Annotated in this window: 26 protein-coding genes and 1 tRNA gene; 11 read left to right on the top strand and 16 right to left on the bottom strand. The window is 64.4% G+C overall.

Going from position 1 to position 25,264, the window contains the following annotated elements; all coding sequences use genetic code 11:
* Positions 1-70 precede the first annotated feature (70 nt).
* A tRNA-Pro gene (locus BFL28_RS07505) sits at positions 71-147 on the top strand.
* 49 nt (positions 148-196) lie between these two features.
* Here BFL28_RS07505 and BFL28_RS07500 read toward each other — a convergent pair.
* The 3 genes from BFL28_RS07500 to BFL28_RS07490 all read right to left on the bottom strand — a co-directional run bounded on the left by BFL28_RS07500 (position 197) and on the right by BFL28_RS07490 (position 3,034).
* Positions 197-1,303 (bottom strand): helix-turn-helix transcriptional regulator, encoded by a 1,107-nt coding sequence (locus BFL28_RS07500; protein WP_069319965.1) that lies wholly within the window; start codon positions 1,301-1,303, stop codon positions 197-199.
* Positions 1,304-1,407: 104 nt separating this feature from the next.
* Positions 1,408-2,667, bottom strand: coding sequence for an MFS transporter (locus BFL28_RS07495; RefSeq protein ID WP_069319964.1), 1,260 nt, complete (start codon positions 2,665-2,667; stop codon positions 1,408-1,410).
* A 154-nt stretch (positions 2,668-2,821) separates the two neighbouring features.
* Positions 2,822-3,034 (bottom strand): hypothetical protein, encoded by a 213-nt coding sequence (locus BFL28_RS07490; RefSeq protein ID WP_069319963.1) that lies wholly within the window; start codon positions 3,032-3,034, stop codon positions 2,822-2,824.
* Positions 3,035-3,111: 77 nt separating this feature from the next.
* Here BFL28_RS07490 and BFL28_RS07485 point away from each other — a divergent pair, with 77 nt between their 5' ends.
* On the top strand, positions 3,112-5,394 hold the full coding sequence (locus BFL28_RS07485; protein WP_069319962.1) for an ATP-dependent helicase: 2,283 nt from the start codon (positions 3,112-3,114) through the stop codon (positions 5,392-5,394).
* 23 nt (positions 5,395-5,417) lie between these two features.
* Positions 5,418-7,361 (top strand): NACHT domain-containing protein, encoded by a 1,944-nt coding sequence (locus BFL28_RS20730; protein ID WP_131818618.1) that lies wholly within the window; start codon positions 5,418-5,420, stop codon positions 7,359-7,361.
* A gap of 55 nt (positions 7,362-7,416) precedes the next feature.
* Here BFL28_RS20730 and BFL28_RS07480 read toward each other — a convergent pair whose 3' ends face one another.
* Positions 7,417-7,674: a hypothetical protein gene (locus BFL28_RS07480; protein WP_131818617.1), complete on the bottom strand. Its 258-nt coding sequence runs from the start codon at positions 7,672-7,674 to the stop codon at positions 7,417-7,419.
* A gap of 263 nt (positions 7,675-7,937) precedes the next feature.
* Between BFL28_RS07480 and BFL28_RS07475 the strand changes: the two genes are divergently transcribed.
* Positions 7,938-8,348, top strand: a complete 411-nt coding sequence (locus BFL28_RS07475; RefSeq protein WP_069319960.1) for a DUF1801 domain-containing protein — start codon at positions 7,938-7,940, stop codon at positions 8,346-8,348.
* On the opposite strand, the gene trxB is transcribed toward BFL28_RS07475, so the two are convergent.
* Positions 8,349-9,320: a thioredoxin-disulfide reductase gene (gene trxB / locus BFL28_RS07470; protein ID WP_079247007.1), complete on the bottom strand. Its 972-nt coding sequence runs from the start codon at positions 9,318-9,320 to the stop codon at positions 8,349-8,351.
* A gap of 137 nt (positions 9,321-9,457) precedes the next feature.
* On the opposite strand from trxB, the gene BFL28_RS07465 reads away from it, so the two are divergent.
* A complete protein-coding gene (locus tag BFL28_RS07465; RefSeq protein WP_069320005.1) occupies positions 9,458-10,096 on the top strand; it encodes a peptidylprolyl isomerase in 639 nt (212 codons plus the stop codon).
* On the opposite strand, the gene BFL28_RS20885 is transcribed toward BFL28_RS07465, so the two are convergent.
* Positions 10,097-10,273 (bottom strand): hypothetical protein, encoded by a 177-nt coding sequence (locus BFL28_RS20885; protein WP_158011635.1) that lies wholly within the window; start codon positions 10,271-10,273, stop codon positions 10,097-10,099. It abuts the gene before it with no gap.
* 21 nt (positions 10,274-10,294) lie between these two features.
* Positions 10,295-11,497: a dipeptidase gene (locus BFL28_RS07460; protein ID WP_069319958.1), complete on the bottom strand. Its 1,203-nt coding sequence runs from the start codon at positions 11,495-11,497 to the stop codon at positions 10,295-10,297.
* Positions 11,498-11,587: 90 nt separating this feature from the next.
* Here BFL28_RS07460 and BFL28_RS07455 point away from each other — a divergent pair, with 90 nt between their 5' ends.
* Positions 11,588-12,601, top strand: a complete 1,014-nt coding sequence (locus tag BFL28_RS07455; RefSeq protein WP_069320004.1) for an adenosine deaminase — start codon at positions 11,588-11,590, stop codon at positions 12,599-12,601.
* A complete protein-coding gene (locus BFL28_RS07450) occupies positions 12,601-13,119 on the top strand; it encodes a phosphoribosyltransferase (protein ID WP_069319957.1) in 519 nt (172 codons plus the stop codon). Before BFL28_RS07455 ends, BFL28_RS07450 begins: the two co-directional genes overlap by 1 nt.
* Here BFL28_RS07450 and BFL28_RS07445 read toward each other — a convergent pair.
* The 6 genes from BFL28_RS07445 to dapA form a co-directional block, all read right to left on the bottom strand.
* Positions 13,116-13,466 (bottom strand): response regulator, encoded by a 351-nt coding sequence (locus BFL28_RS07445; RefSeq protein ID WP_069319956.1) that lies wholly within the window; start codon positions 13,464-13,466, stop codon positions 13,116-13,118. The two genes, BFL28_RS07450 and BFL28_RS07445, sit on opposite strands and share 4 nt — an antisense overlap.
* Positions 13,467-13,506: 40 nt before the next feature.
* Positions 13,507-15,894 (bottom strand): response regulator, encoded by a 2,388-nt coding sequence (locus tag BFL28_RS07440; RefSeq protein ID WP_069319955.1) that lies wholly within the window; start codon positions 15,892-15,894, stop codon positions 13,507-13,509.
* A gap of 182 nt (positions 15,895-16,076) precedes the next feature.
* The gene (locus BFL28_RS07435; RefSeq protein ID WP_069319954.1) at positions 16,077-18,128 is read right to left on the bottom strand and encodes a M13 family metallopeptidase; all 2,052 of its coding nucleotides are present in this window, start codon (positions 18,126-18,128) and stop codon (positions 16,077-16,079) included.
* Between the two features lie 79 nt (positions 18,129-18,207).
* Positions 18,208-18,744, bottom strand: a complete 537-nt coding sequence (locus BFL28_RS07430; protein ID WP_069320003.1) for a DUF2062 domain-containing protein — start codon at positions 18,742-18,744, stop codon at positions 18,208-18,210.
* 19 nt (positions 18,745-18,763) lie between these two features.
* Complete coding sequence (gene smpB, locus BFL28_RS07425) at positions 18,764-19,246, bottom strand: SsrA-binding protein SmpB (protein WP_069319953.1); 483 nt, start codon at positions 19,244-19,246, stop codon at positions 18,764-18,766.
* Between the two features lie 48 nt (positions 19,247-19,294).
* Positions 19,295-20,176, bottom strand: a complete 882-nt coding sequence (dapA, locus tag BFL28_RS07420; protein WP_069319952.1) for a 4-hydroxy-tetrahydrodipicolinate synthase — start codon at positions 20,174-20,176, stop codon at positions 19,295-19,297.
* 72 nt (positions 20,177-20,248) lie between these two features.
* Between dapA and BFL28_RS07415 the strand changes: the two genes are divergently transcribed.
* The 4 genes from BFL28_RS07415 to BFL28_RS07400 all read left to right on the top strand — a co-directional run bounded on the left by BFL28_RS07415 (position 20,249) and on the right by BFL28_RS07400 (position 23,938).
* Positions 20,249-22,231 (top strand): lytic transglycosylase domain-containing protein, encoded by a 1,983-nt coding sequence (locus BFL28_RS07415; protein WP_069320002.1) that lies wholly within the window; start codon positions 20,249-20,251, stop codon positions 22,229-22,231.
* Between the two features lie 11 nt (positions 22,232-22,242).
* Positions 22,243-22,656, top strand: coding sequence for a GNAT family acetyltransferase (locus BFL28_RS07410; protein WP_069319951.1), 414 nt, complete (start codon positions 22,243-22,245; stop codon positions 22,654-22,656).
* Positions 22,653-23,138 (top strand): transcription elongation factor GreB, encoded by a 486-nt coding sequence (gene greB / locus BFL28_RS07405; RefSeq protein WP_069319950.1) that lies wholly within the window; start codon positions 22,653-22,655, stop codon positions 23,136-23,138. Before BFL28_RS07410 ends, greB begins: the two co-directional genes overlap by 4 nt.
* Before the next feature lie 80 nt (positions 23,139-23,218).
* Positions 23,219-23,938 carry a Crp/Fnr family transcriptional regulator gene (locus BFL28_RS07400; RefSeq protein ID WP_069319949.1) on the top strand — a complete coding sequence of 240 codons (720 nt, stop codon included), beginning with the start codon at positions 23,219-23,221 and terminating at the stop codon, positions 23,936-23,938.
* Here BFL28_RS07400 and map read toward each other — a convergent pair.
* From map to BFL28_RS07385, 3 genes are all read right to left on the bottom strand, one after another.
* Positions 23,935-24,708 (bottom strand): type I methionyl aminopeptidase, encoded by a 774-nt coding sequence (map, locus tag BFL28_RS07395; RefSeq protein WP_069319948.1) that lies wholly within the window; start codon positions 24,706-24,708, stop codon positions 23,935-23,937. The two genes, BFL28_RS07400 and map, sit on opposite strands and share 4 nt — an antisense overlap.
* A 1-nt stretch (position 24,709) precedes the next feature.
* Positions 24,710-24,916, bottom strand: coding sequence for a ParD-like family protein (locus BFL28_RS07390; RefSeq protein WP_069319947.1), 207 nt, complete (start codon positions 24,914-24,916; stop codon positions 24,710-24,712).
* 33 nt (positions 24,917-24,949) lie between these two features.
* On the bottom strand, positions 24,950-25,264 hold a 315-nt coding region (locus tag BFL28_RS07385), incomplete at its 5' end, for an L-serine ammonia-lyase, iron-sulfur-dependent, subunit alpha (protein ID WP_173655702.1).

The raw sequence follows: 25,264 nt of genomic DNA, 5'->3' as shown, positions 1-25,264 counted from the left end.
GGCTATAGGCGCGCCTCCAAGCGAAAGCCGATCCGCCCAACCCGGGGCGTCACAGGGATCGGCACTCCGTCGGGGAGTAGCTCAGCCTGGTAGAGCACTGCCTTCGGGAGGCAGGGGCCGGAGGTTCGAATCCTCTCTCCCCGACCACATCCAGATATGTCGAAAGCGCGATCCGCCGTCCTCGCGGCCGGAACCGCTATGCCATGATCGCGGCCAGCGTGCGGATCAGCGCTGCTTCGCCGTCTGCGCCGATCTTCGAATAGAGCGACTTGATCTGGCCACGCAGCGTTTCGGCGGTAACGGCGCGTTCGGCGGCGATGTCGCCCCGCGGCCTTCCCTCGTACAGCCGGATCGCGATGTCCGCTTCGGCGCTGGTCAGGCCATAGATTGCGCTCAGGAACGCCATCACGCCGGCCCGGTCGCGGTGCGTCTGCTTGGCGACCAGGATCGCATGTGGCACGCGGCCGAACGACCACGACCGCACCGGCAATCTGAAACCCTCCAGGAATACCGATGGACGCCCGCCGCACAAATCCAGCCGCAGCTGAACGTGCGACGTGCCGCCATCGGCCACCAGCGCGGCCACTGCCCGGCTGAGCGGATAGGGCGTGCCGCGCGCCTCGATCATGCCATCGCGCAGATGCACGTCGCCCGCCGTCAACAATGCTTCGGCGCCCTGGCTATGCGCCAGCAGGCGGCCGCGCGAATCGATCACGAAAGCGGTCATGGCGAGTGCGTCGAACGCGCCGGCGAGCAGCTTGCCCTGCTGTCCCTCCAGCCGCTCCTGCAGCCGCACCGCACGCCGGGCGGCGGCGGCCGCTGCGGCGAATACCCGCAACTGCTCGGGCGTTGTGCGCCCTTCGCCCGCCTTGCGCAGCGTGGCGAGCCCGATCAGTCCCATCCCGTCCAGCACCAGGTTCGTCTGGCAGCCATGCGGGATGTCGATCTCCGCGCAAAACTCCATGTAGACGGGCGACTTCAGTCTTTCGATCGCGCGGTCATAGTGAGCCTCGCAGATGATCGGATCATAATAGCCGCGCGCGAGCTGATCCTCATTCGCGGCGACACGATAATTGACGTCGGCCAGATAGCCGCCGGCGTCGATCAACTCCTGAAAGCGCCATCCGTCGGAGTTGGTGATGAGGTTGAACGGCAAGTCGCGCGCGCCGCCGATGCCGATCAGCTGACCGTGCGAGGCCCCGGTTTCGCGCGCCATCCGGTCCAACGACTCCATCCACAACGCCGGCTCAAGCGCCGCCGCCATGAACACGTCGTCCCAGTCGATGGATACTCGCGCACCCATTTACGCCCCTGATTCAGCCCCTTAGCAAACGAACTGAAGAAGGCGTAAACTCAAGTCAAACGAATTATGCGGCCTGTATTGCGACAGTTGTTGCCGCACGCAACTCAATCCTTTTCGCGCAGCGCCAGCAATGCGACCAAGCTCAGCAGCCCGGCCGCGCTCAAATACCAGCCGACCGGCGCAAGACCACCTTGCAGCGCCAGTGCCTGTGCTATCAGCGGTGTCAGCCCGCCGCCGATCACGCCCGCAATGTTGAAGGTCATCGACGCGCCGGTATAGCGCACGCGCGGTGGGAACAGGCCCGGCAGCCATGCGCCCAGCGGGCCGTAGACGAACCCCATCGCGAACAGGAGCAGCGCCAGGAACGCGAACACGCCCGCCAGTCCCGCACCCATCAGCGGCGCGATCGCAAAGCCGCTCGCCGCGACCAGCACGCAGCCGCCCGCCAGCACTCGGCGCGGATCGAACTTCGCATCCGCCAGCCAGGCCGCCAGATAGATGCCCGCCGCCATGAACAGGATCGCGATCAACTGCACGCCAAGGAAGTCGCGCATCGAATAGCCGAGCGACTTGGTCCCCCACCCCAGCAGGAACGCGGTGGCGATATAATAGACCGCAAAGCAGCACACCGCCCCGATCGTCCCGCCCAGCAGCGCGCCGCTGTGATGGCGCAGCACGTCGCCCAGCGGCACCTTGGGCGGCGGCGCTTCGGCCAGGCTGGCCTTGAACTCGGGCGTCTCGCCCAGTTTCAGCCGCACCCACAAGCCGACGGCGACGAGCGCTGCGGACAGGATGAACGGCACGCGCCAGCCCCAGTCCGCGAACTGTTCCGGCGTCATCAGCACGCCCAGCAGCAGGAACAGGCCGTTCGCCGCGATGAACCCTGCAGGCGCGCCCATCTGCGGCGCGCTGCCGAACCGCGCGCGCCACCCCGGCGGCGCATTCTCGACCGCCAGCAGCGCCGCCCCACCCCATTCGCCACCCAGCCCAAAGCCCTGGCCGAAGCGCAATACGCACAGCGCGAACGGCGCGATCCACCCTGCGGTCTCATAGGTTGGCAGGAACGCGACCAGCGTCGTCGACAAGCCCATCGTCAGCAGCGATGCGACCAGTGTCGCCTTGCGCCCGATACGGTCGCCATAATGGCCGAACACCGCCGCACCCACCGGCCGGGCAAAGAACGCCACCGCCAGCGTCGCGAATGCCGCCATCTGCGCGACACCCGGATCCGTCTTGGGAAAGAAAATCTGCCCGAACACCAGGCTTGCGGCGGTCGCGTAGATATAGAAATCGTAGAACTCGATTCCCGTCCCCACAAAGCTCGCCCACAGCGCGCGCCGCTGCCGTGCCCGGTCTTCGCTCATCCAAGCCCCTCTCGATCTCACCGTCACGCGAGTGGTGCGGCAATGTTCCCCTGCGAAAGCAGGGGCCTAGGGTCGCGAGCGGCAACGCTTTTGGCTCTGGCCCCCTGCTTTCGCAGGGGAACATGGCCGCTTTTCCGTTGAGAGGCTTGCGGCGTCAATCCTTGTCGGGGCCGCAGGTCGTGCGGATCACCTGGATGACCTTCCCCGCATTGTCCTTGATCTCCTGCCGCCCCGGCTCGCACGGCTTGGCTTGCGGTTCCTGCTCGAACCCGCCGCTGCGCCACCCGACATAGAGCGCCACGCCCGCCAGCGCGATCAGCAGCGCGATCCGCCGCGCGTCGAAGCGGCCCTTCAGTCTGTCCCACATGCCACCCTCCTGCCCCACTCGCATCCCGCGCGCAACGCAACCTTGCCCCGGCGACGCGCGTTCCCTAGTTGTTCGCCATGTCCCTGCCTGCCCCCTCGCCCGACGATCCCCCCTATATCCGCGGCCTGAACGAGCCGCAGCGCGAGGCTGTGCTGACCACCGACGGCCCGGTCCTGGTTCTCGCCGGCGCGGGCACGGGCAAGACCGCCGCGCTCACCGCGCGCCTCGCTCACCTCCTCTGGACCCGCCGCGCCTATCCGTCCGAGATCCTGAGCGTCACCTTCACCAACAAGGCGGCGCGCGAGATGCGCGAGCGTGTGCGGGGCCTCGTGGGCGACGCGGTCGAGGGGATGCCGTGGCTCGGCACCTTCCACGCGATCGGCGCCAAGATGCTGCGCCGCCATGCCGAGCTGGTCGGCCTCCAGTCGAACTTCACCATCCTCGACACCGACGATCAGCTGCGCCTCCTGAAGCAGCTCATCCAGGCCAACGACCTTGACGAGAAGCGCTGGCCCGCCCGCCAGCTCGGCGGCCTGATCGACGGTTGGAAGAACAAGGGGCTCACCCCCGATCAGCTCGACGCGGGCGAGGCCGAGCATTTCGCCAATGGCAAGGGCCAGTCGCTCTATCAGCAATATCAGGATCGCCTGCGCGCGCTCAACGCCTGCGACTTCGGCGACCTCTTGCTCCACATGCTCACCATCCTGCGCACCCATCGCGACGTGCTGGAACAGTATCAGCAACGCTTCCGCTACATCATGGTGGACGAATATCAGGACACCAACAGCGTCCAGTATCTCTGGCTCCGCCTGCTCGCTCAGGAGCGCAAGAACATCTGCTGCGTCGGCGACGACGATCAGTCGATCTATTCCTGGCGCGGCGCGCAGGTCGAAAACATCCTGAAGTTCGAAAAGGATTTCCCGGGCGCAAAGGTCATCCGCCTCGAACAGAATTACCGCTCCACCCCCCACATCCTCGCCGCCGCCAGCGCGGTGATCGCCAACAATAGCGGCCGCCTCGGCAAGGAATTGTGGACCGAGATCGACACGGGCGAAAAGGTCCGCGTCATCGGCGTGTGGGACGGCCCGGAGGAAGCGCGCCGCGTCGGCGAAGAGATCGAGAGCGCCCAAATCCGCGAAGGTAAATCGCTCGAAGCCTTCGCCATCCTCGTCCGCGCGCAGCATCAGACGCGCGAGTTCGAAGATCGCTTCATCGCGATCGGCCTGCCCTATCGCATCGTCGGCGGCTTCCGCTTCTACGAGCGCGCCGAAATCCGCGATGCGCTCGCCTATCTGCGCCTCGTCCACCAGCCCAATGACGACCTCGCCTTCGAACGCATCGTCAACGTGCCCAAGCGGGGCCTGGGCGACAAGGCGATTGCCAAGATCCATCAGCTTGCCCGCGCCGAAGGCATCCCCCTGCTCACCGCCGGCGCGCGCATCCTCGACACCGACGAGCTGACGCCCCAGGCCCGCCGCGCGCTCGGCAATTTCGTCGGCGACATCGCCCGCTGGCGCGACATGGCGAGCCAGCTGCCCCATGCCGAACTCGCCCGCCAGCTGCTAGACGAAAGCGGCTATACCGCGATGTGGCAGGCCGACCGCACCGCCGAAGCCGCCGGGCGGCTCGAGAACCTGGGCGAACTCGTCCGCGCGATGGAGGAATATGACAGCCTCGGCGCGTTCCTCGAACATGTCAGCCTCGTCATGGACAATGACGCCAGCGCCGACGAGCCCAAGGTCACCATCATGACCATCCACGCGGCCAAGGGGCTGGAGTTCGACACCGTCTTCCTCGCCGGTTGGGAGGAAGGGCTGTTCCCCAGCCAGCGCGCGCTCGACGAAGGCGGCCTCGCGTCGCTCGAGGAGGAACGCCGCCTCGCCTATGTCGCGATTACCCGCGCCCGCCGCCTCGCCACCATCCTGCACGCCGCCAACCGACGCATCTATGGCCAGTGGACCAGCAGCATCCCCAGCCGCTTCGTCGGCGAGCTGCCCGACGCGCATATCGAGGCCGAGACGACCATGACCGGCGGCGCATCGCTGTGGCGCGCCAACTGGAGCGAGAATGCCGACCCCTTCGCCAATGTCGGCCGAGGCACCGGCCGCGGCCCCGGCTGGCAACGCGCCGCCGCGCCATCCTCGTCCTTCACCACCGCCCCCAAACGCGTCGTCGAAAGCCGAGGCAGCGCCGTCAGCCTCGGCAACAAGGGCCGGGACGACCTAAGCTTGGGGATGCGCGTCTTCCACCAGAAGTTCGGCTATGGCGAAATTGTCGAGATCGAAGGCAATAAGCTGGAGATCAAGTTCGAGACGGCGGGTCGAAAGCGGGTGATGGATAGTTTTGTGAGTATTGGCTAGCACCGGACCAATTGGGGGGACTGATGGACTGGGTGCAAACGACCTGGATTTTACGCGCTGTTGCAGCATTGATAGCAGTGCCAGCCGGGATAATTGGTATCGGCTTTACGCTTCACAAATGGCGGAATAGTCGCGCAGCAAAACAGCTTGAGAAGCAATTGCATCAGGCGGAATGCGCACCGCAATTTACCCGTAGCGAAATCGCTGCCGCGATTGAAGCATACGTCATCCCGGATTGCTCTCAAGTAGATCCAGCAGGTGAAATTGACCCGTCGATCGTTGTCGATGTTAGAGAAAGCATCTTTGACACTGCCGATAGATTTATCACCCATTCTGAAAAAAGACGTCACCAGCTGATCCTAGCAGACTCCGGTATGGGGAAGACGAGTTTTTGTCTTAACTTCTTTCATCACATGCAAATTAAACGCCCCGACGTGAACGTTGCTCTTGTCAGCTTAGGGCAACCGGACGCACTAAAACGTTTAGAATTGGTGAAAAACAAGGGGTCCACCGTCGCAATTATAGATGCCCTTGATGAAGATCCCTCCGCAATGGCGGATGGCAACGCCAGATTATATGAGATCATGCAAAAATGTGCTGGTTTCAAATCAGTGATTGTTACTTGCAGATCACAGTTTTTCGCTAACGATGCTGCCATTCCGAACGAGACTGGCGTTTCAATACTAACGCCCCGGATGGCAGGTCAAAACACATCATACAAGTTATTTCGGTTATATATTGCTCCATTCAACCAAAACCAGATACGGAAGTTCATTCGATCGCATTTCCCATGGTGGAATCCTCTCGCATATTTCCAGCGTGCGAGAGCCGATCAACTAGCAAAGGACATCTCAGAGCTATCATCAAGGCCAATGTTGCTTGAGTTGCTGCCCCTCTTAGTGAAGGAGAACCATCCTTACACTGAGGTCTACGACCTGTATGAATATATGGTCAACAAGTGGCTTGACCGCGAAAGTGACTGGATCAACCGGGAACTTCTTTATGCAGTTTCGGTTGAATTGGCCGTTCTAATCCACCTTCAACAAATGGCAGGAGGCCGTGACAGGGTAGATTTGCGCACGCTGCAGTCGATTGCTTCTTCAATTTCTGAAGATCAGTCTATGTGGGATCATCTAACGACTAGATCTTTGTTGAACAGAGATGGAACTGGGCTTTTCAAATTTGCTCATCGCTCAATTATGGAATTTCTCTTTGTAAAGGCTGCACTTGCAGGTGACCCCCGCTGCCTAGCCGTAAAATGGACTGACTTCATGAAGGAAGTCTTCATCAGCTGGGGTTATACTGAGTCGGGTTCAGCGAGCACTGCGCAGGCAGAACCAATCTTACGGGGCGATCTTCGTACTATGGGGCTGCTACCGCTTTCAGATGCGCCCGCCGAACCGTCTACAATCTCTCGCCCTGATTTTGCCAATGCCGCCCAGCGTCGTGGCAGTGGGGCTGGCGCTAAGCGCACGGCGCCAGCCAACTGGCGGACGGACAGCTTAGAAATTATCGAAGAATCTGGAATCGTCACCATAAAGGACAGTGACGCTTTTCTAGAATGGAGAGTTCAAAACCGAGCAGTTTTCGCTGCTGAAGGTATCACTGACCAGTATAGGAGAAACGTATCTCAGGTTCTCAAGATACATTCTCAGCCAAAGGGCTACCGCCTCCCTTCCTATGCAGAGCTGGTATCGCTGGTTGAGGGCTTGGAAGCAATTGGACGCGGTGAACTCATACCGGACGACGAACTGTTCGTTTTGGGTGACCAACTCGGAGCAAAGCGTAATTTAATTGCTATGTTAGGATCGCAATCGACGATCGCCGGTGCAATATCGCTGGATCGGCATAGGGCTATCCGACCCACTGACAGAGTGATTAGCACGTACGAGTTCGGCGTATTTACTGGAGCGAAGGCACTCCAAAATCTGCGGGGTGTCGGCCTTAGCGTGAAGCGTGGGTTCTAGAAGTGGCGCGCTGCTACGGCAAACCCATTATCTCTCGTCACCACCACCGCCCTGACTACCGCGCCACCCGCACCAGCACCGCAACATTCACCGCCATCCCCGCCGCCACGATCGTCAGCCCCACGACCGGTGGCCCGCTGACCCAGCTCATCGCCCAGCTCCACGGCATCGCCAGCAGGATCGCCCAAATGCCCGCCAGCCCGTCCGCGCCGAACCAGCCCATCGCGCCGCACAGCGCCATCGCCCAGGCGACAACCGCCGCCAGCGCATAGAGCGCGATCACCCCGCGCAGCACCTTTCGCTTCACCGTCATCGCCTGCTCCAATGCCGCCCGCCGGGCCGCCGAAAGCCGATCCGCTCGGCACGACCCGCGCTCTGCGTGCTCTGCGCCTCCGCGCGAACCAAAACAACTTTCCTACAGCCGCCGATCCGGCCTAGCCTGCCGCGCCTCATGCCGGAACCGCGCGCCATGCCCACGACCGTCCCACAGTACGCCGCAAAGGTGACACCCGTCGCAACCTTCGCGACGTTTCACGCCGCGCCCGCGCTGGGCAACCTTTGCAACGTTCCGCAGCCATGACCGACAAGCCAACCCTGCTTTCGGGCGGCAACCCGCAAATCGCCAAGGGCGATGGCGACGCGCCGGTTCAGGCCTATGTTGCCGCGATGCCGGGCTGGAAGCTGGCCGTGGGGCAGCAGCTCGACGCGCTGATCGTCGCGACCGTGCCGGGGGTGCAGAAAGCGGTGAAGTGGAACACGCCCTTCTACGGCGTCGAACCGGGCCGCTGGTTCACCGCCTTCCACTGCTTCGACCGCTATGTGAAGCTGACCTTCTTTCGCGGCCAGTCGCTCGCCCCCGTCCCGCCCGTCGCCTCGAAAAGCGGCGACACGCGCTACTTCCATATCCACGAGGGCGACGAATTTCCCACGGCACAGCTCACCGCCTGGTTCGAACAGGCGGCGAAACTGCCGGGGGAGAAGCTGTAGCTATTCCGCCGCTTCGGCGACCGCTTCGAAATCCATCTCGGCCAGGAAGCGTTCGGCGTCGAGCGCGGCCATGCAGCCCGTGCCCGCCGCGGTGATCGCCTGGCGGTACGTCTTGTCCATCACGTCGCCGCACGCGAACACGCCGGGGATGTTGGTCTTGGGGGTGCCCGGCTCGACCTCGATATAGCCATCGGCGTCCAGCTTCAGGTGCCCGCGGAACAGTTCGGTCGCCGGATGATGCCCGATCGCCACGAACCCGCCCTCGACATCGATCTGCGAAAGCTCGCCCGTGACCGTGTCCTTCAGCTTCAGCGCGACCAGCCCCTCGGGATCGCCGCCGCCGACGAATTCGACCACTTCCTTGTTCCACAGCGTCTTGATCTTGGGATTGGCGAACAGCCGCTCCTGCAAGATCTTCTCGGCGCGAAGCGTGTCGCGGCGGTGGATCAGGGTCACGTCGTGGCTGTGGTTGGTGAGGTACAGCGCTTCCTCGACCGCGGTGTTGCCGCCGCCGATCACCGCCACCTTCTTGCCGCGATAGAAGAAGCCGTCGCACGTGGCACAGGCCGATGCGCCCTTGCCCTTCATCGCCTCTTCGCTGTCGAGGCCCAACCACTTGGCCTGCGCCCCGGTTGCGATGACCAGCGTGTCGCCGAGGTAAACGGTGCCGCCATCGCCGACCATGCGGAACGGACGGCTGGTCAGATCGACCTCGACGATCGTGTCGTACAGCATCTGCGCCCCGACATGCTCGGCCTGCGCCTGCATCTCGCCCATCAGCCACGGCCCCTGGATCACCTCGCGAAAGCCGGGATAATTCTCGACGTCCGTCGTCGTCATCAGCTGCCCGCCGGGCTGGATGCCCTGCACCACGATCGGCGCGAGGCCGGCACGCGCGCCATAGATGGCGGCGGAGAGGCCAGCCGGACCGGAACCGAGGATCAGCATGCGGGTGGAGTGCGTGGCAGTCATCTCTAATCCTTGTTGGCGGCCCCGCATCTAAGGGGACGGAGCCGCCGCTGGCAACATGGGTTGTGGGTCGCGCGACTGCCAGACAAGCGATTCTGTTGTGGACGAAAGCGGCGCGGGCCGGGCAGACTGGCGGCATGATGATCCGCCGTACCCTGCTTAGCTATTCCGGGCTCGCCGCCGCCTTGCTCCTCCCCGCCGCCGCGCTCGCGCAGACCGCACCGGCCCCCACGCCGACACCGGCCGTCAAGACAGCGACGGCAAAGGTCGCGATCGAGACCTCGCTCGGCCGCATTGTGCTGGAACTGGAAACGGAGCGCGCGCCGATCACCACGCGCAACTTCCTGCGCTATGCCGATCAGAAGCGGCTGGACGGCGCGTTCTTCTATCGCTCGGTGAAGGTGCAGGACAAATTCGGCTTCGTGCAGTTCGGCGTCGACAACGACCCCAAACGCATCCTGCCGCCGATCGCGCATGAACCCACCACGAAGACCGGGGTGAAGCACGTCGACGGCGCGATCTCGACCGCGCGGCTGGCACCCGGCACCGGCCGCGGCGAGTTCACCATCAGCGTCGGCGATCAGCCCTCGCTCGACGCCGACCCGTCAAAGCCGGGCGACAATCTCGGCTATGCGGCGTTCGGCCGAGTCATCGAGGGCATGGAGGTCGTGTGGAAAATCCTCGATCAACCGACCTCGCCCACCAAAGGACAGGGCGTAATGAGGGGCTCGATGCTCGAGCCCAAGGTGAAAATCCTCAGTGTAAGACGAATTCCATGATCAACTGAACAGCATCATGATGATGAGGCCCCATGCCATCATGGAAAAGCCGGCGATGATCAGCAACGTTGCAAAGGGTGGCAACTTATCATTGGCTCGCGCCGGCTGCCGCCATGTCGTTGTTTTTGGCATACTCTCTCCTGCCAGACGAACGCCGTTCCGTTCGTCAGGTTCCATTAACCATAGTTAGCAAACCTGTCACCGCAGTTTGCGCGCTGCCTGCGCCGATTGCAGAATACGCAACACATTGCCCGACCAGATCTTCGCGATGTCTGCTTCGGAATAGCCCGCAGCCTCCAGCCGTTCGGTCACCCGCGGCAGCGCGGTGATATCCTCAAAGCCTCGAACGCCGCCGCCCCCGTCCCAGTCGGCGCCCATGCAGACATGATCCGGACCCGCGACCTTGAGCAGGTACAGCAGGTTCTCCATGAAATTCTCGAAGTCCGTGTCCTGCACCGGCGCCTGCCGGTCGAGCGCGCGAACCTGTGCAGTAACGGCAGCCTGTTCCGCCGCGCTCATGGAGGGGAACTTCTCGACCAGTGCCTCCAACCGGTTGCGCTCGTCGGTATAGGTCATCTTGGTCAGGAACACGCTGTTCATGCACACGGCCCCACCCTTCGCTGCCAGGCGGCGGATGCGGCCGTCGTCGATGTTGCGATTGTGCGCCCATTTGGCCTTCGGACCCGAATGCGACAGGATGATCGGCGCGGTGCTCAGTTCCAGCATCTGGTCGAACGCCGCATCGGACGAATGGCTGCCATCGATCACCATGCCCAGGCGGTTCATCTCGGCGACCCAGCGCTTGCCCAGCGGTGAGAGCCCTTTCCACGTCCCCGCTCCGGTCGCGCTGTCGGCGAACTGGTTGTCCTTGGAGTGCACCGGCCCCGCCATCCGCACGCCGCGATCGTAAAATGCGCGCAGCAGCGACAGGTCCTCGCCCAGCGGATAGCTGTTCTCGATGCTGATAAAGGCAAAGCGCTGCCCCGCGCGTTCGGCGCCGATCGCCTGCTCAGCGGTGGTCACCAGCTTGATCCGAGCGGGATAGGCGCCGATCGTGCGTTCGATTTCCCCCAAGCGCTTGAACGCGAACCCCTTGGCCTCGGCAAATCCCTGCGGCGTCACTGGCCCCTGCCGCGTGTAGATCACGAACATGCCGCCATCCAGCGCGCCGGTCTCCATCCGCCCCAGATCGACTTGCGCCAGATCGGTTCGCCAGTCGTGGCGATCGCCGAACTTCCAGTGCGGATTACTGAACCACACCGGCGTGTCGAGATGCGTGTCCATCGTCATCAGGCGCGTGTGCAACGGCGCCATTTCGGCCGTTTGCGCTGCCGGCCCGGCAGACTGTGCGGCGCAGGCGGCAGCAGCGAGCGGCAGCAGGAAGGGAAAGGGGTTACGCATCACGGCTCCTCGATCGATATGTACAACCTATCGGCCTTGCCCGGCCACGCAAGCCTTGCCCCGATCGTGCATAATCGGGATGCTAGCGCGATGAACGATCTCGCCCCCTTCATCGCCGGTCTGCCCAAGGCCGAACTTCACCTGCATATCGAAGGCAGCCTCGAGCCGGAATTGATGTTCGCACTGGCGCGGCGCAACCGCGTGGCCATTCCATTCGACAGTGTCGAGGCGGTGCGCGCCGCCTACAGCTTTTCAAACCTTCAGGATTTTCTCAACATCTATTACGCCGGGGCCGACGTGCTGCGGGTCGAACAGGATTTCTATGACCTCGCCGACGCCTATTTCGCGCGCGCTGCGGCAGATGGTGTGGTCCATGCCGAAATCTTCTTCGACCCCCAGACTCATACCGATCGCGGCATCCCGTTTCAGGTGGCCGCCGACGGCTTGCTCGCCGCGATGGATGACGCGGCGCAGCGGCACGGCGTCACTTCGAAGCTGATCCTGTGCTTCCTGCGCCATCTGGATGAAGCGGCAGCCTTCGCTACCCTCAAGGCTGCCGAACCCTGGCTGGACCGTATTGCCGGCGTCGGGCTCGACAGTTCCGAAGTCGGCCATCCGCCAGAAAAGTTCGCACGCGTGTTCGCTGCGGCAGGCGGCATGGGGCTCAAGCGGGTCGCGCATGCCGGTGAGGAAGGACCGCCTGACTATGTCTGGCAGGCACTCGATCTGCTGAACGTCGATCGCCTCGACCATGGTAATCGCAGCCTCGAGGATCCCGCGCTGGTCCGGCGGCTGGCGGACGACGGCATGACCTTGACTGTCTGTCCGCTCTCCAACCACAAATTGTGCGTGGTGCCAGACCTTGCCTCTCACCCGATCGACCGCATGCTGGAAAGCGGGCTACGCGCGACGATCAACTCCGATGACCCGGCCTATTTCGGCGGCTATGTCGCCGACAACTACCGCGCGGTGGCAACCGCGCGCGGGCTCGGCAAGGCCGACCTGGCGACGCTCGCACGCAACAGCTTCACCGGCTCGTTCCTCGACGATGCCGAAAAAGCCCGGCACATCGCCCGGCTCGACGCCTATGTGGCGGCGCACTGATGCCGGAATTCGCCGCCATCCCGCACGAGCAGTTCGTCGCTGACGTGCTCACGATCGCCGCCGCGCTTGGCAACGACACGGCATGGCGGCCTGACTTCATCATCGGCATCGGGCGCGGGGGTCTCGCCCCGGCGGTGTATCTCAGCCATGCGACCGGCATTCCGATGCTGTCGGTCGATCACAGCAGCCAGGTCCACGACTTCGCCGACGCGCCGCTCGGCACGCTCGCGGCACGGACCCGAGCGGGCGAGCGGCTGCTGTTTCTCGACGATATCAACGACAGCGGCGCGACGATCGCCAAGTTGCGCGCCAAGCTTGCTCAGGCCGATGCTGCGGTTGGCACGGTCCGCTTCGCCACGCTGCTCGACAACATCGTCTCGAACCAGCGCGTCGATTATCGCGCGCGCACAATCGATCGCACGGTGACCAAAGACTGGTTCATCTTTCCGTGGGAGGCGGTCGCGCCGTCCGCCTCGATCGAAGCGGATGCGGCCGAAGTGCCCGACCGGATCGCCTAGAGCGCTTCCAGCGCCTGCTCGACCGCGTCCATCGTAAACGGTTTGGAAAGCACCGGGCGACCCTGATGCGCATCGACAATCATGTCGCCGCTGCCGCCGGTCGCCAGCACGAACGGTATGCCTGCCTCCGCCAGCGCATCGGCGATCGGCCAGCTTTTCTCGCCACCGGACAGATTGACGTCCAGGATCGCGGCATCGATGCCGCCGGCCTGCACGATCGGCATCGCGCTCGCCACGCTGTCGGCGGTGCCGGCGACGTCCTTGCCCAGGATGTCCAGGAAATCCTCGATCATCATCGAGATCAGGGGTTCATCCTCGACAATGAGGATACGCTGGGGAGAAGTCATCGCCCGCTCTGTGCCGGACAAAGCGTGACGCGCCAAGCGCTTATTTCGCGGTCAGAATGGCGCGCGCGGCCTCGGCCAGCTGCTGGACCGAAAACGGCTTGGGTAGAAAGGCGACGTTGTCGATGTCGATCGATTTGCGCAACTGCTCCTCGGCATAGCCCGACATGAACAGGATCGGCAGGTCGGGATAGAGCTTGCGCACATGCTTGACCATGGTCGGGCCGTCCATGCTGGGCATGACCACGTCGGAAATCAGCAGGTCCGGTTTGTCCGCCTTCGCCAGCAATTCCAGCGCCGCTTCCCCGTTCTCGGCGCTCAACACGGTATAGCCTTGCCGCGCCAGCGCGCGCTCCGCGACGGCGCGGACCATGGCTTCGTCCTCGACCAGCAGGACAGTGCCGCTGCCCCACAGATCCCCCTGCACCGGTTTGGCCGACGCCGCCGGCAACTTGGCCGGCTCGGCGGCGGCATGCACGGGCAGATAGATGGTGAACACCGCCCCGCGCCCCTTCGGGCTTTCCGCGAAGATATACCCGCCCGACTGCTTGATGATGCCATAGACGGTGGAAAGACCAAGGCCTGTGCCCTTCCCTACCTCCTTGGTCGTGAAGAACGGCTCCCAAATATGCGCCAGCACCTCGGCCGGAATGCCGGTTCCGGTGTCGCTGACGCGCAGCGCGGTATAGTCGCCGACCGGCAGCACGTCCTCGTCCATCGCGCGGACCTCGTGCGTGGGAACGCTCAGCGTCTCGATCGTCAGCGTGCCGCCGCCATTGGGATTCTTAGCCAGCATCGCGTCGCGGGCATTGACCGCCAGGTTGACGACCACTTGCTCCAGCTGCCCCGGATCGGCGCGCACCGGACCCAGATTGCGGCCGTGGTTGACTTCCAGCTGCACCGTCTCGCCCAGCAGCCGCTTCAACAGGTTCGACACCTCCGAAACGACGTCGGGCAGCTGAAGCACCTGCGGCCGCAGCGTCTGCTGGCGCGAGAAGGCGAGCAGTTGCCGGGTCAGCGCAGCCGCCCGGTTCGAATTGAGCAGGATCTGCTGGATATCGTCATAGTCGCTGTCGCCTGGCGCATGTCGCATCAGCATCAGGTCGCAATGCCCGATCACGGCGGTCAGGATGTTGTTGAAATCATGCGCGACGCCGCCGGCAAGCTGGCCCACCGCCTGCATCTTGGTCGCCTGCGCTACCTGTCGCTTCAGCCGCCCTTCCTCACCCGCGTCACGCAGCGACAGCATCACCGCCGCCTCGCCCAGCCCGCGCGCGGCGGCGATCGAAACCGACACGCCTTCGTCCGGCACCTCGGCAAAGCGGACCGTCATGTCCATCGAATGCGCGGCGCCCTGCGCGAAGCGGCGGATGGTGTCGGCCAGCGCCCCCTTGTCTTCGCGTACCACCAGGTCGCTCGGATAAAGCGGCGGGTTGGCAGGATTGACGTGCGCCGCGCGGACAAAGGCATCGTTCATGTGGACGAAGCGGCCGTCCCCACCGACCAGTGCGATGCCGGCCGGCAGCAGCGAGATCAACGAGCGGACGTGCGCCGTCGCGCTGTCGCCGATCGCCGGATGGGGGATGGTCAGCTCCTCGTCGAGCAAGGCGACCAGCATCGGCGCACTCTCGCCATCGATGAACGGGATTTCCAACACCCGCAGCGGCGTGCCCGAACTGCCCTCTCGCTCGAACCGGACGATCCCGAAATTGTCGGTCGTCAGGAATCGCGTGAAATCGCGCCCTTCGATCATCGCCCGCTCGTCGCCCATCGCGCGCAGGCGAAGCACGCGATTGGCGGCACGCACACGGCCGTCTGCGCCCAACAGCGCGACCATGATCCCCGCCGTGCCGAGCCGGTCGCCAGAGGGCCCGGCGACCAGCGACTGCGCCTGCTTGGCGATGTCGACCGCATCGACGCCGGCAAAGCGCCAGACCAGCATCGCGTCGCCGACCCGAATGATGTGCGCAGTCAGCTTCGTTCCCGCCGCCTCGAACGCGCCGCTCGACGCGCTGCCGTCGCGCCACGCCGCGCGGCCTGCCGTGCCGAGCTGCCCCGCCGCCCAGTCGGCAATGACCAGATTGGGCGGCGCGGGATAGCCTGGAAACAGCGCGCCGAACCGCTCATTGGCGCAAACCAGACGCCCGGCGCGGTCCGTCACCGCGAGCGCGTCGCTGCTCATCGAGGCAAGCGCATGCGCGACCGACCAGTCGATCGCCGGCTCCGCGCCATCGCGGACCGGCAGTGCCCGCGCCGCGGCATAGCTGCCCACGCCGATCGCCAGTGCCGCCGCACCGAACCCCGCCGCCAGCGGAATCGAGCCGACGACGAACAGGATGACCACAGCCGCAACCAGCGCCGCGCCCGCGGCCACGATCAGTGGAGCGGTCGCCGGAAGGCGCTCGATGTCAGGAGCCGGACGCGAAGCCATGAACCTCTTTCCGAGGCTGCGTGGATGCGGTCAAGCGGCGAAATTTGCTTGGTACGCCGGGAGCGGATGGGTCCGCTCCGGCAACACCGGTTTGGGGGCGAGGACGGCGGGAATACGCGCCTGCCCTCACCCTCTTGTGCCTGCAGCGTTCCGCCCCCCCCCGGACAGGAGAGGGATTGGGATCACCAGATCTTCACGCGCTGCGCCGGAGCGAGATACAGCTTCTGGCCCGGCTTGGGCTTGTACGCGGCATACCACGGATCGAGGTTGCGCACGACCCAGGCGCGCTGGATCGAGGGCGCATGCGGGTCGGTCAGCAGCCGCTGGCGGAGGTTCGCTTCGCGATAGTTCCGCCGCCAGATCTGCGCCCAGCCGAGATAGAAGCGCTGGTCGCCGGTATAGCCGCCGATCACCGGCGCCTGCTTGCCGCCCAGCGAGTGCTTGTAGGCGTCATACGCAATAGTGAGACCCGCCAGGTCGCCGATATTCTCACCCAGCGTGAACTCGCCCTTCACATGCTCGCCCGGCAGCGCCTCATAGGCATCGTACTGCGCGACCAGCTTCTTGCTCGCCGCTTCGAACGCCGCGACGTCGGCGGGGGTCCACCAATCGGCGAGCGCGCCCTTCTCGTCATATTTTGCGCCCTGATCGTCGAAGTGATGGCTGATCTCATGGCCGATCACCGCGCCGATGCCGCCGTAATTCACTGCAGGGTCGGCCTTCGGATCGAAGAAGGGCGGCTGCAGGATCGCGGCCGGGAACACCACTTCCATCATGCCGAAATTGGCATAGGCGTTCACGGTCTGGGGCAGCATGCCCCATTCCCACTTGCGCACCGGCTCGCCCAGCTTGTCCAGCATGTACTGGTAGTCGAACTGGTTCGAACGGATGGCGTTGCCGAACAGGTCGTCGCTCTTGACCTCCAGGCCCACATATTCGCGCCACTGATCGGGATAGCCGACCTTGACGGTGAAGTTCTTGAGCTTCGCCTTGGCGCGCGCCTTGGTCTGCGGCTGCATCCACGGCAAGCCGTCGATCCGCCGGCCCATCGCGTCGAGCACGTTGGCGACGAGCTTGTTCATTTCCGCCTTGTATTCCGGCGGGAAATACTTGGCGGCATATTCCTTGCCGACCGCATCGCCAAGCGCGCCTTCGGTAAAGCTCACCGCCTGTTTCCAGCGCGCCTCGCGCTGCGGCGTGCCCTGAAGCACCGTGCCGTAAAAGGCGAAGTTCTCGTTCGAGATCGCATCGGGCAGATAGCTGGACAGGCTGTCCAGGCTCCGCAGCATCATCTGGTCCTTCAGGACCGCGATCGGCGCCTTGTCCAGGATGCCGGCGATCGCCTTGATCGCGGTCGGCTGGCTGATCAGCACCTGGTCGATCTTCGGGCTCAGTGCCTTCAGGCCCGCCTGAACGTCGAACGTCGGGGTCGAGAATTGCGCGGTCTGCGCCAGCGTGTACTTGTTATAGGTCTTGGCCGCGTCTGAACTGTCCTCGCGCGTCCACTGCACCTTGGCGATCTCGGTCTCCAGCGCCATCACCGCCGCCGCCCGCGCGCCGGCATTCTGCTCGCCGGCCAGCTGCAGCAGCTTGGCCAGGTGCGCGACATATGCCGTGCGGATCGCCATCATCTTGGGGTTGTCGACCAGGTACATGTCGCGATCGGGCAAGCCGGTACCACCCTGCGACATCGTGAAGATGTAGTTTTCCGGCAGCTTGTCGTCCTGGCCGACATAGCCGCGAAGGGGCCCCGAAACGCCCATCTTCACGCCCTCGACGATAAGCGCGGTATAGCCGGCCTTGTCGTTCAGCGCCTTGATCTTGCCCAGCCATGGCTGGATCGGCGCCAGCCCGCGCGCCTCGACCGTCGCGGTGTCGAGATAGCTCGAATAGGCGCGGCCGACGATGCTGGCAGGATCGCCCTTCACCGCGTCGAGAATGCCCTTCACCCGCTCCTTGGACAGATCGTCGAGCGCGGTGAACATGCCATAGTTCGACTTGTCGGCGGGGATCGGCGTGTTCTTCGCCCAGGCGCCATTGGCATAGCCATAGAAGTCGTCGCCGGGCGCGACCGACTTGTCCATGCCCTTGTCGTCAAACCCAAATGCGCCCAGCTGCGGCTTCGACCCGGTGTCGGCGGGGGCTGCGGGCGCGGCCTCCTTGGCGGAAAGCGCGCTGGCGGCACCGGCGATCGCGGTACCCGTCAGCAGGACGGAGGCAATGAATAAACGCATGGCAGGACCTCTGGGACAACGACTCTGAACGGCCGCTGTCTTACGCCTGTCATACGCCCGATCAAGACGGTATCGCGCGTTACGGTCTGATCGCCCGCGCGTGTGCCCGCTTCTTCCACTTGCGCGCGATCCACATGCGCCAGCCCACCGCACTGACGATGTAGCCCAGGATCGACGCGACGATGGTAATCGTGACCAGACCAGTGATCAGCGCCGGCCCCGCCTCCGACCAGATCCAGTTTAACCAGCTGTCGTTGGCAACGTGCGTCGTGATCGGCTGACCCGGCACCGTCGCGTCGAAATGCAGGATCTTGCGCCCGATCCAATAGGCAAAGGCCCAGAGCGGCGGCGTGGTCAGCGGATTGGTGAGGAACGTCGTCAGTGACGCGGTCGGGATATTTGCCCGGAACGGCAGCGCGAACAGTGCGGAAAAGAAGATTTGCGCCACGGGGATCATGATCCCGGTCACCATGCCCAGCGCCACGCCGCGCGGCACCGACCGGCGGGTAAAGCGCCACAGTTCCGGGGCCAGCACGCGATGCGCCACGGGGCGCAGGAAGCGGTTTGCCTCCAGGCTCTCGCGCGTCGGCATGTTGCGGTCCGCCCAGGCCCGCATGCGGTCCCAGAAGGTGCGATCAGCCACGGTCGCGCAGGAGCCTTCCTTGTTCACGCTTCCAGTCCCGCTCCTTGATCGACTCGCGTTTGTCGTGAGTCTTCTTGCCCTTCGCCAATGCCAACTCGACCTTTGCCCGCCCGCGCGAGTTGAAATAGATCGACAGCGGCACCAGGGTCATCCCCTCGCGCGCTACGGCGCCATGAAGCTTCTCTATCTGCCGTTGATGAAGGAGCAATTTACGCGGCCGCTTGGGTTCGTGGTTGAAGCGATTGCCGTGGCTGAATTCGGGAATGTTGGCATTGACCAGCCACGCCTGCTCGCCGCGGATCTCGGCATAGCTTTCCGCGATCGACCCTTCGCCGAACCGCAGCGCCTTTACCTCGGTCCCCTGAAGCGCGATCCCGGCTTCATAGGTATCCTCGATGAAATATTCGAACCGCGCCTTGCGGTTCTCCGCGACGGTTTTCTTCTTGTCGAATTCGGTGGGACGCGGGCGGGCCATAGGTGCCGCGATGTAGGCGCGACCGCGCGCAAAGGAAAGCGGACGTCGTCAGATAATCCCGGCGCTCGCCATCGCCCGATCCACCGCCCGCTTCGCCATCTCGTTCGGTTCGGTCATCGGCAGGCGCAGTTCGGGGGAAATGTCCGGCCGCAGCTTGCTCACCGCATATTTGACCGGCCCGGGCGAGGCATCGGCGAACATCGCGTTGTGCAGCGGGAACAACCGGTCGTGCAGCGCCAGCGCCAGCACATGGTCGCCCTCGGCCCACGCCCGCTGGAACATGGCACACAGTTTCGGCGCGACATTGGCCGTCACCGAAATGCACCCTACCCCGCCCAGCGAATTGAAAGCGAGTGCGGTGTCGTCATTGCCCGAAAGCATGTCGAACCCCGAACGCAGCGCCGCGCGATGCCGCGACACACGCGCCAGGTCGCCGGTGGCATCCTTGATCGCGACGACCTTGCCGGGGAACGCCTGGGCGATCCGGATCACCGTTTCCGGCTGCATGTCGGTCACCGTGCGGCCGGGCACGTTATAGAGCACGATCGGCAGTTCGCACTGCGCAGCAACCGCTTCGAAATGACGGAAGATGCCGTCCTGGCTGGGGCGGTTGTAATAAGGCGGCACCATCAGCACCGCATCGGCGCCAGCCTCGCGGGCGGCGCGCACATTGCCGATCGCGACCTGCGTGTCGTTCGACCCCGTCCCGGCGATCACCGGCACGCGCCCACGCACTTGATCGGCGCATACGCGAACCACTTCGAAATGCTCGTCCTTGGTCAGCGTCGCGGCTTCGCCCGTCGTGCCGACCGGGACCAGCGCTGACGACCCTTCGGCAATCTGCCATTCAACAAAGTCGCGATATGCCTGCTCGTCGAACATACCGTTACGGAACGGCGTGATGAGCGCGGGGATGGAGCCGGAGAACATAAGTGTCGAATTGCCCCAAAAAGTCGGAATTTCGGGGTGGCCAATAGGACTCGCATGGGTATCATGTCCAGCATGCTTGCCTCAGTGTTTCGAAGCGGGCTTCTGCTCGCCGGCGTATCGGGTGTCGCGGTCTCCACGCAGGTCGCGCAGAATGGATTTGATGGCTATCGCGCGCCACCGGCGGCGAGCGCGAGCAGTTCGCTGCAATATGCGCTGTCCGAATGGAAGCGGCTGCAACAGTCGGACCGCTACCCGTTCACCGACTATGCCAATTTCATGCTCGCGCATCCAGGTTGGCCGGGTGAGACCAGCCGCCGCGCCGCGGCCGAGACGGTGCTGGCCTCGGGCAACGAAGCGCCAGCACTCGTCACGCGATATTTCGACCGCTTTCCGCCGCTCACCGCAGCAGGCCGCGTGCGTTTTGCCGAAGCGCTCGCCGCATCCGGACGCCACGCGGAAGCTGAGGAACAGGCGCGCCGCGCCTGGCGCATGGGGTCGCTGCGGGCGTCCGACGAAAGCTCGCTGATGACTCGCTTCGCCGCCGTGATCGGCCCGGCCGATCACGACGCGCGGATGGACGCACTGCTATGGCAGGATTCGCGCCTCACCGCCGCGCGTCAGCTCAACCTGACCTCGCCGCAGAACCGGGCGGTGTTTGACGCCCGGCTCGCACTGCGCAGCAACGCGGTGGACGCGGCGGCCAAGGCGGCGTCGGTCGAGGCAATCGGCAGCCGTGACGCGGGCTTCATCGCCGACCGCGCGGTCTGGTACCGCAACAATGGCGCCAGCGGCTCGGCGCGCTCGCTGCTCGCCCGTCCGCGAACCCTCGCCGCCCTGCCCGGCAATGTCGAGAAATGGTACGAGGTGCTGCTGACCAACGCGCGTGCAGCCGAATCGGACGGGCAGTTCAGCCTGGCCTATGATATCGCGCGGCAGGTGGACGATGCGCTTGCGCCCGGCACCGATGTCTCCGAACTCGGCCTCGGCATCCGCGACGACTATACCAGCCTCGTCTGGCTCGCCGGCACGGTGGCAATGCAGAAGCTGCGGCGCCCGGCCGATGCGGTCGCGATGTTCGACCGCTATTCGCGCGGCAGCCGCACGCCGACCACGCAGTCCAAGGGGCTGTATTGGGCGGGTCGCGCCGCCGAGGCCGCCGGGCAACAGGCATCGGCGCAGGGCTATTATGCTCGCGCAGCCGCCTTCTCGGACCTTTACTATGGCCAGCTCGCCGCCGAACGCACTAGCCGCGCGCTGAAGGCGCCGCCGGCCGTGGATCCGCGCAGCGCCAGCCAGTCGGCGCGTGCTGCTTTCTACAACCTCGAAACCGTGCGCGCGGCGCAATATCTCGGCAGCACCGGCCAGACGCAGGATCAGGGCCTGTTCCTGCGCCAGATCGCTGCCGATGCCACCAGCCCAGACGATCACCTGCTCGCGGCCGAACTGTCGCGCAGCATCGGGCGGCCCGACCTTGGCGTCATGGTCGGTCGCAGTGCGCTGCTCAACGGCCTCACCGACTATACCGTGGCAGGCTATCCGTCGGTCTCGGTGCCGGCGGGCGAGGAAAGCTACTTCACCATCATCCACGCGATCGCGCGGCAGGAAAGCCAGTTCGATCGCAACGCCGTCAGCCGCGCCGGTGCGCGCGGGCTGATGCAGCTGATGCCCGGCACCGCACGCGAACAGTCGGGCAAGCTTGGCCTCAGCTACAACATGGCCGCGCTGAACAGCGACACGAACTACAATATCCGCCTCGGCTCCAGCTACTTTCAGCGCATGCTGTCCTATTATGGCGGCAGCTACCCGCTCGCCGTCGCCGCCTACAATGCAGGGCCGGGCAATGTGAACAAATGGCTCCGCGCAAATGGCGATCCACGCACGCCGGGTGTCGACGTGCTTGAGTGGGTGGAGGCGATCCCGATCTTCGAGACCAAGAACTACGTCCAACGCGTGCTCGAGAATGCGGTGGTCTATGATCTGCTCCACCCGCAGCGGGCGCGTTCGCGTGGGCCGGCGCATCTCAGCTGGTATCTGGGCAAAAACCGCCCGGGCTAATAGACGGGCGTATGTCCCGCATCCGCTCCTATGACGATGCCCATTTCGCGCAGGTCGCTGCGCTGTGGCGGCGCGTCTTCCCTGAAGACGCGCCGCACAGCCAGCCAGAGATCGCGATCCCGGCAAAGATCGCGATGCAGCGCGACCTGTTCCTCGTCGCGCTTGAGGGCGAGCGCGTCGCCGGCACCATCCTGGCCGGCTATGACGGGCATCGCGGCTGGCTCTACAAGCTGGCGGTGGATCACAATGCCCGTCGCTGTGGCATAGGCACGCACCTGGTTCGCACCACCGAAGCGCGGCTTGCCGATCTTGGCTGCGTCAAGATCAACTTGCAGGTGCGCCTCTCCAACGAGGCGGTTGCCGGTTTCTGGCGCGCGCTCGGCTATGAGGTCGAACCGATTGTCAGCATGGGAAAGCGGCTGTGAGCGACCCTCGCCCCAACTACATCACGCCGGCCGGCTATTCGGCGCTCAAGGCCGAATATGACAGGCTGTTCGGCACCGAGCGGCCGGCGCTGGTCGACACCATCGCCTGGGCCGCCGGCAATGGCGACCGCTCCGAAAACGGCGACTATATCTATGGCCGCAAGCGGCTTCGCGAAATCGATCGCCGGCTAGGCTTCCTGGCGCGACGGATGAAGGCGGCCAAGGTCGTCGATCCCGCGGCGCAGACCGACCGGACCCGCGTCTGGTTCGGCGCGAGCGTCACCATCGCGGACGAGGACGACAACCACCGCGCGCTGACGTTGGTCGGCGACGACGAAGCGGACGCGAGCCAGGGCCGGATCGGCTGGAACGCGCCCCTCGCCCGCGCGCTCCGCGGCGCCGCAGTCGGCGATCTGCGTCGAGTCATGCTGCCGGCGGGCGAGAAGGAATTCGAGGTGATGGGAATCGAATATCGCGATTGATTACGGCGGCGCATCGAAACTTTGGCTTACGCGTTTTTGGAGCTAAGTACCGTTCAATTGCCCCGCTTACCGGAGAACCCATGATCGAAGCGCACCTCATGCGGCTCAAGGCCCGCCATGCGATCGGCGCGGACGAAGTGGCCGCAATTCGTGCGTCAATAGGTGAAATCCGCGACTATCCCGCCCGGCGGATACTGGTCGAGCCGGGCGAGGAACTGTCCTTCAGCACGCTGGTGCTCAAGGGACTTATCAGCCGATACAAGGATTTGAGCGAGGGCCAGCGTCAGGTCACGCAGGTCCATGTTCCTGGCGACTTTGCCGACCTGCACAGTTTCACGCTGAAGCGGCTCGATCACAGCATTATGACGCTGACCCCGTGCAAGGTGGCGCTGGTGCCGCATGCCAAGCTGACCGAGATCACCGAACGCTTCCCCCACCTCACGCGCGTATACTGGTTCTCCACCAATCTCGACGCTGCGATCCACCGCGAATGGGAGGTATCGCTGGGCCGCCGCACCGCCATCTCCCGCTGCGCGCACATCCTGGCCGAGCTTCGTTTCCGGCTCGAGATCGTGGGCATGGCCGACAAGCGCAGCTACGACCTGCCGATCAGTCAGATCGACCTGTCGGAATGCCTCGGTCTCACCGCCGTCCACGTCAATCGCTCGCTGCGCAAACTGCGTGAGGACGGCATCGCGACGTTCCGCACCGGGCGGGTCGAGATCCAGGATTTGGCGGCGCTGGAGGAAGTCGGCGAGTTCGACCCGGCCTATCTCTACCCCACCGCCGTGCCGATCTAGGCGGCGAGCATCAGCTTTTCGCTGGGACGCAGCGTCAGCACCTCGACCCCCGTCGCGGTAACCGCCACCGTATGCTCCCATTGCGCCGACAACTTGCGATCGTTGGTCACCACGGTCCATCCATCGTCCAGCGTCGTGACCTTACGCGTGCCCTGGTTGATCATCGGCTCGATCGTAAAGGTCATGCCCTCGCGCAGCTTCATGCCCGTGCCCGGCCGCCCGAAGTTCAGCACCGAAGGCTCCTCGTGCATCTCGCGCCCGATGCCGTGGCCGCAGAATTCGCGCACCACCGAATAGCCATGCTTCTTGGCATGCCGCTCGATCGCAGCGCCGATATCGCCAAGATACGCACCGGGCCGCACCGCCGCGATCCCCTTCCACATCGCCTGTTGCGCCACCTGCACCAGCCGTTTCGCCGCCGGGGTGACATTCCCGACCATATAGGTCTTGCTCGAATCCGCGATGAAGCCGTTTTTCTCCAGCGTGATGTCGAGGTTGACGATGTCGCCGTCAGCGATCACGTCCGACACGCTCGGCACGCCATGGCACACCACTTCGTTGATCGAGCAGTTCAGCACATATTTGAAGCCATACTGCCCCTTGCTCGCCGGCCGTGCGGAAAGGTCGTGGGTGATGTAGCGGTCGACCAGATCGTTGACCGCCATCGTCGACATGCCGGCCAGGTTCTGCGCGTCCAGCATCTCGAAGACCCGCGCCAGCAGCTCTCCCGAAACGCGCATCAGCGCGATCTCGTCCGGCGTCTTGAGCATGTCAGGCCGCGCTTCGCTCGGCCAGCCCCGCTCGCGCCCGCACCAGCTGATCGCGCACGATCTCGTTGAACGTCAGCGTCGGATTAGCTTCGGCGAGCATGCCGATGGTCATCCAGAACTCGGCCTGCGCGTTGGTCGAGCGGCACATCACGGTGCTCGCCCGCCGCGCTTCCTCGTGCAGGCCCTCGTCGATCTTCACAATACCCATATACGAACCATCTACGGTTCGTATATCATCCGGTCAACACGCGACGACGTTCACCGCCAGCCCGCCCTGCGCCGTCTCCTTGTACTTCGACCGCATATCCTCGCCCGTCTGGCGCATCGTCTCGATCACCGCATCAAGGCTCACGATATGGCTGCCGTCGCCGTGCATGGCGAGGTAAGCTGCGTTGATCGCCTTGATCGCGCCCATCGTATTGCGCTCGATGCAGGGAATTTGCACCAGCCCGCCGATCGGATCGCAGGTGAGGCCAAGGTTGTGTTCCATGCCGATCTCTGCCGCATTCTCGATCTGCGCGTTGGTCGCGCCCAGCGCCGCCGCCAGCCCCGCCGC

The organism is Sphingomonas turrisvirgatae, from assembly GCF_001721295.1.
Classification (GTDB): Bacteria; Pseudomonadota; Alphaproteobacteria; order Sphingomonadales; family Sphingomonadaceae; genus Sphingomonas; species Sphingomonas turrisvirgatae.
Note: the sequence above shows the minus strand (reverse complement) of the source record. Positions and strands in the feature narration are given on the sequence as shown.

Coding starts and splice junctions, on each gene's coding strand:
- BFL28_RS07410 (WP_069319951.1), top strand. CDS start 22,243: ATGTCCCGCATCCGCTCCTATGACGATGCCCATTTCGCGCAGGTCGCT.
- BFL28_RS07430 (WP_069320003.1), bottom strand. CDS start 18,744: ATGCGGGCCTGGGCGGACCGCAACATGCCGACGCGCGAGAGCCTGGAG.
- BFL28_RS07450 (WP_069319957.1), top strand. CDS start 12,601: ATGCCGGAATTCGCCGCCATCCCGCACGAGCAGTTCGTCGCTGACGTG.
- BFL28_RS07495 (WP_069319964.1), bottom strand. CDS start 2,667: ATGAGCGAAGACCGGGCACGGCAGCGGCGCGCGCTGTGGGCGAGCTTT.
- map (WP_069319948.1), bottom strand. CDS start 24,708: ATGCTCAAGACGCCGGACGAGATCGCGCTGATGCGCGTTTCGGGAGAG.
- BFL28_RS07435 (WP_069319954.1), bottom strand. CDS start 18,128: ATGCGTTTATTCATTGCCTCCGTCCTGCTGACGGGTACCGCGATCGCC.
- trxB (WP_079247007.1), bottom strand. CDS start 9,320: ATGACTGCCACGCACTCCACCCGCATGCTGATCCTCGGTTCCGGTCCG.
- BFL28_RS07415 (WP_069320002.1), top strand. CDS start 20,249: ATGCTTGCCTCAGTGTTTCGAAGCGGGCTTCTGCTCGCCGGCGTATCG.
- BFL28_RS07390 (WP_069319947.1), bottom strand. CDS start 24,916: ATGGGTATTGTGAAGATCGACGAGGGCCTGCACGAGGAAGCGCGGCGG.
- BFL28_RS07490 (WP_069319963.1), bottom strand. CDS start 3,034: ATGTGGGACAGACTGAAGGGCCGCTTCGACGCGCGGCGGATCGCGCTG.
- BFL28_RS07460 (WP_069319958.1), bottom strand. CDS start 11,497: ATGCGTAACCCCTTTCCCTTCCTGCTGCCGCTCGCTGCTGCCGCCTGC.
- BFL28_RS07485 (WP_069319962.1), top strand. CDS start 3,112: ATGTCCCTGCCTGCCCCCTCGCCCGACGATCCCCCCTATATCCGCGGC.
- BFL28_RS07400 (WP_069319949.1), top strand. CDS start 23,219: ATGATCGAAGCGCACCTCATGCGGCTCAAGGCCCGCCATGCGATCGGC.
- dapA (WP_069319952.1), bottom strand. CDS start 20,176: ATGTTCTCCGGCTCCATCCCCGCGCTCATCACGCCGTTCCGTAACGGT.
- BFL28_RS07475 (WP_069319960.1), top strand. CDS start 7,938: ATGACCGACAAGCCAACCCTGCTTTCGGGCGGCAACCCGCAAATCGCC.
- BFL28_RS07480 (WP_131818617.1), bottom strand. CDS start 7,674: ATGACGGTGAAGCGAAAGGTGCTGCGCGGGGTGATCGCGCTCTATGCG.
- BFL28_RS07445 (WP_069319956.1), bottom strand. CDS start 13,466: ATGACTTCTCCCCAGCGTATCCTCATTGTCGAGGATGAACCCCTGATC.
- BFL28_RS07465 (WP_069320005.1), top strand. CDS start 9,458: ATGATCCGCCGTACCCTGCTTAGCTATTCCGGGCTCGCCGCCGCCTTG.
- BFL28_RS20885 (WP_158011635.1), bottom strand. CDS start 10,273: ATGGAACCTGACGAACGGAACGGCGTTCGTCTGGCAGGAGAGAGTATG.
- BFL28_RS07455 (WP_069320004.1), top strand. CDS start 11,588: ATGAACGATCTCGCCCCCTTCATCGCCGGTCTGCCCAAGGCCGAACTT.
- BFL28_RS20730 (WP_131818618.1), top strand. CDS start 5,418: ATGGACTGGGTGCAAACGACCTGGATTTTACGCGCTGTTGCAGCATTG.
- smpB (WP_069319953.1), bottom strand. CDS start 19,246: ATGGCCCGCCCGCGTCCCACCGAATTCGACAAGAAGAAAACCGTCGCG.
- BFL28_RS07440 (WP_069319955.1), bottom strand. CDS start 15,894: ATGGCTTCGCGTCCGGCTCCTGACATCGAGCGCCTTCCGGCGACCGCT.
- BFL28_RS07500 (WP_069319965.1), bottom strand. CDS start 1,303: ATGGGTGCGCGAGTATCCATCGACTGGGACGACGTGTTCATGGCGGCG.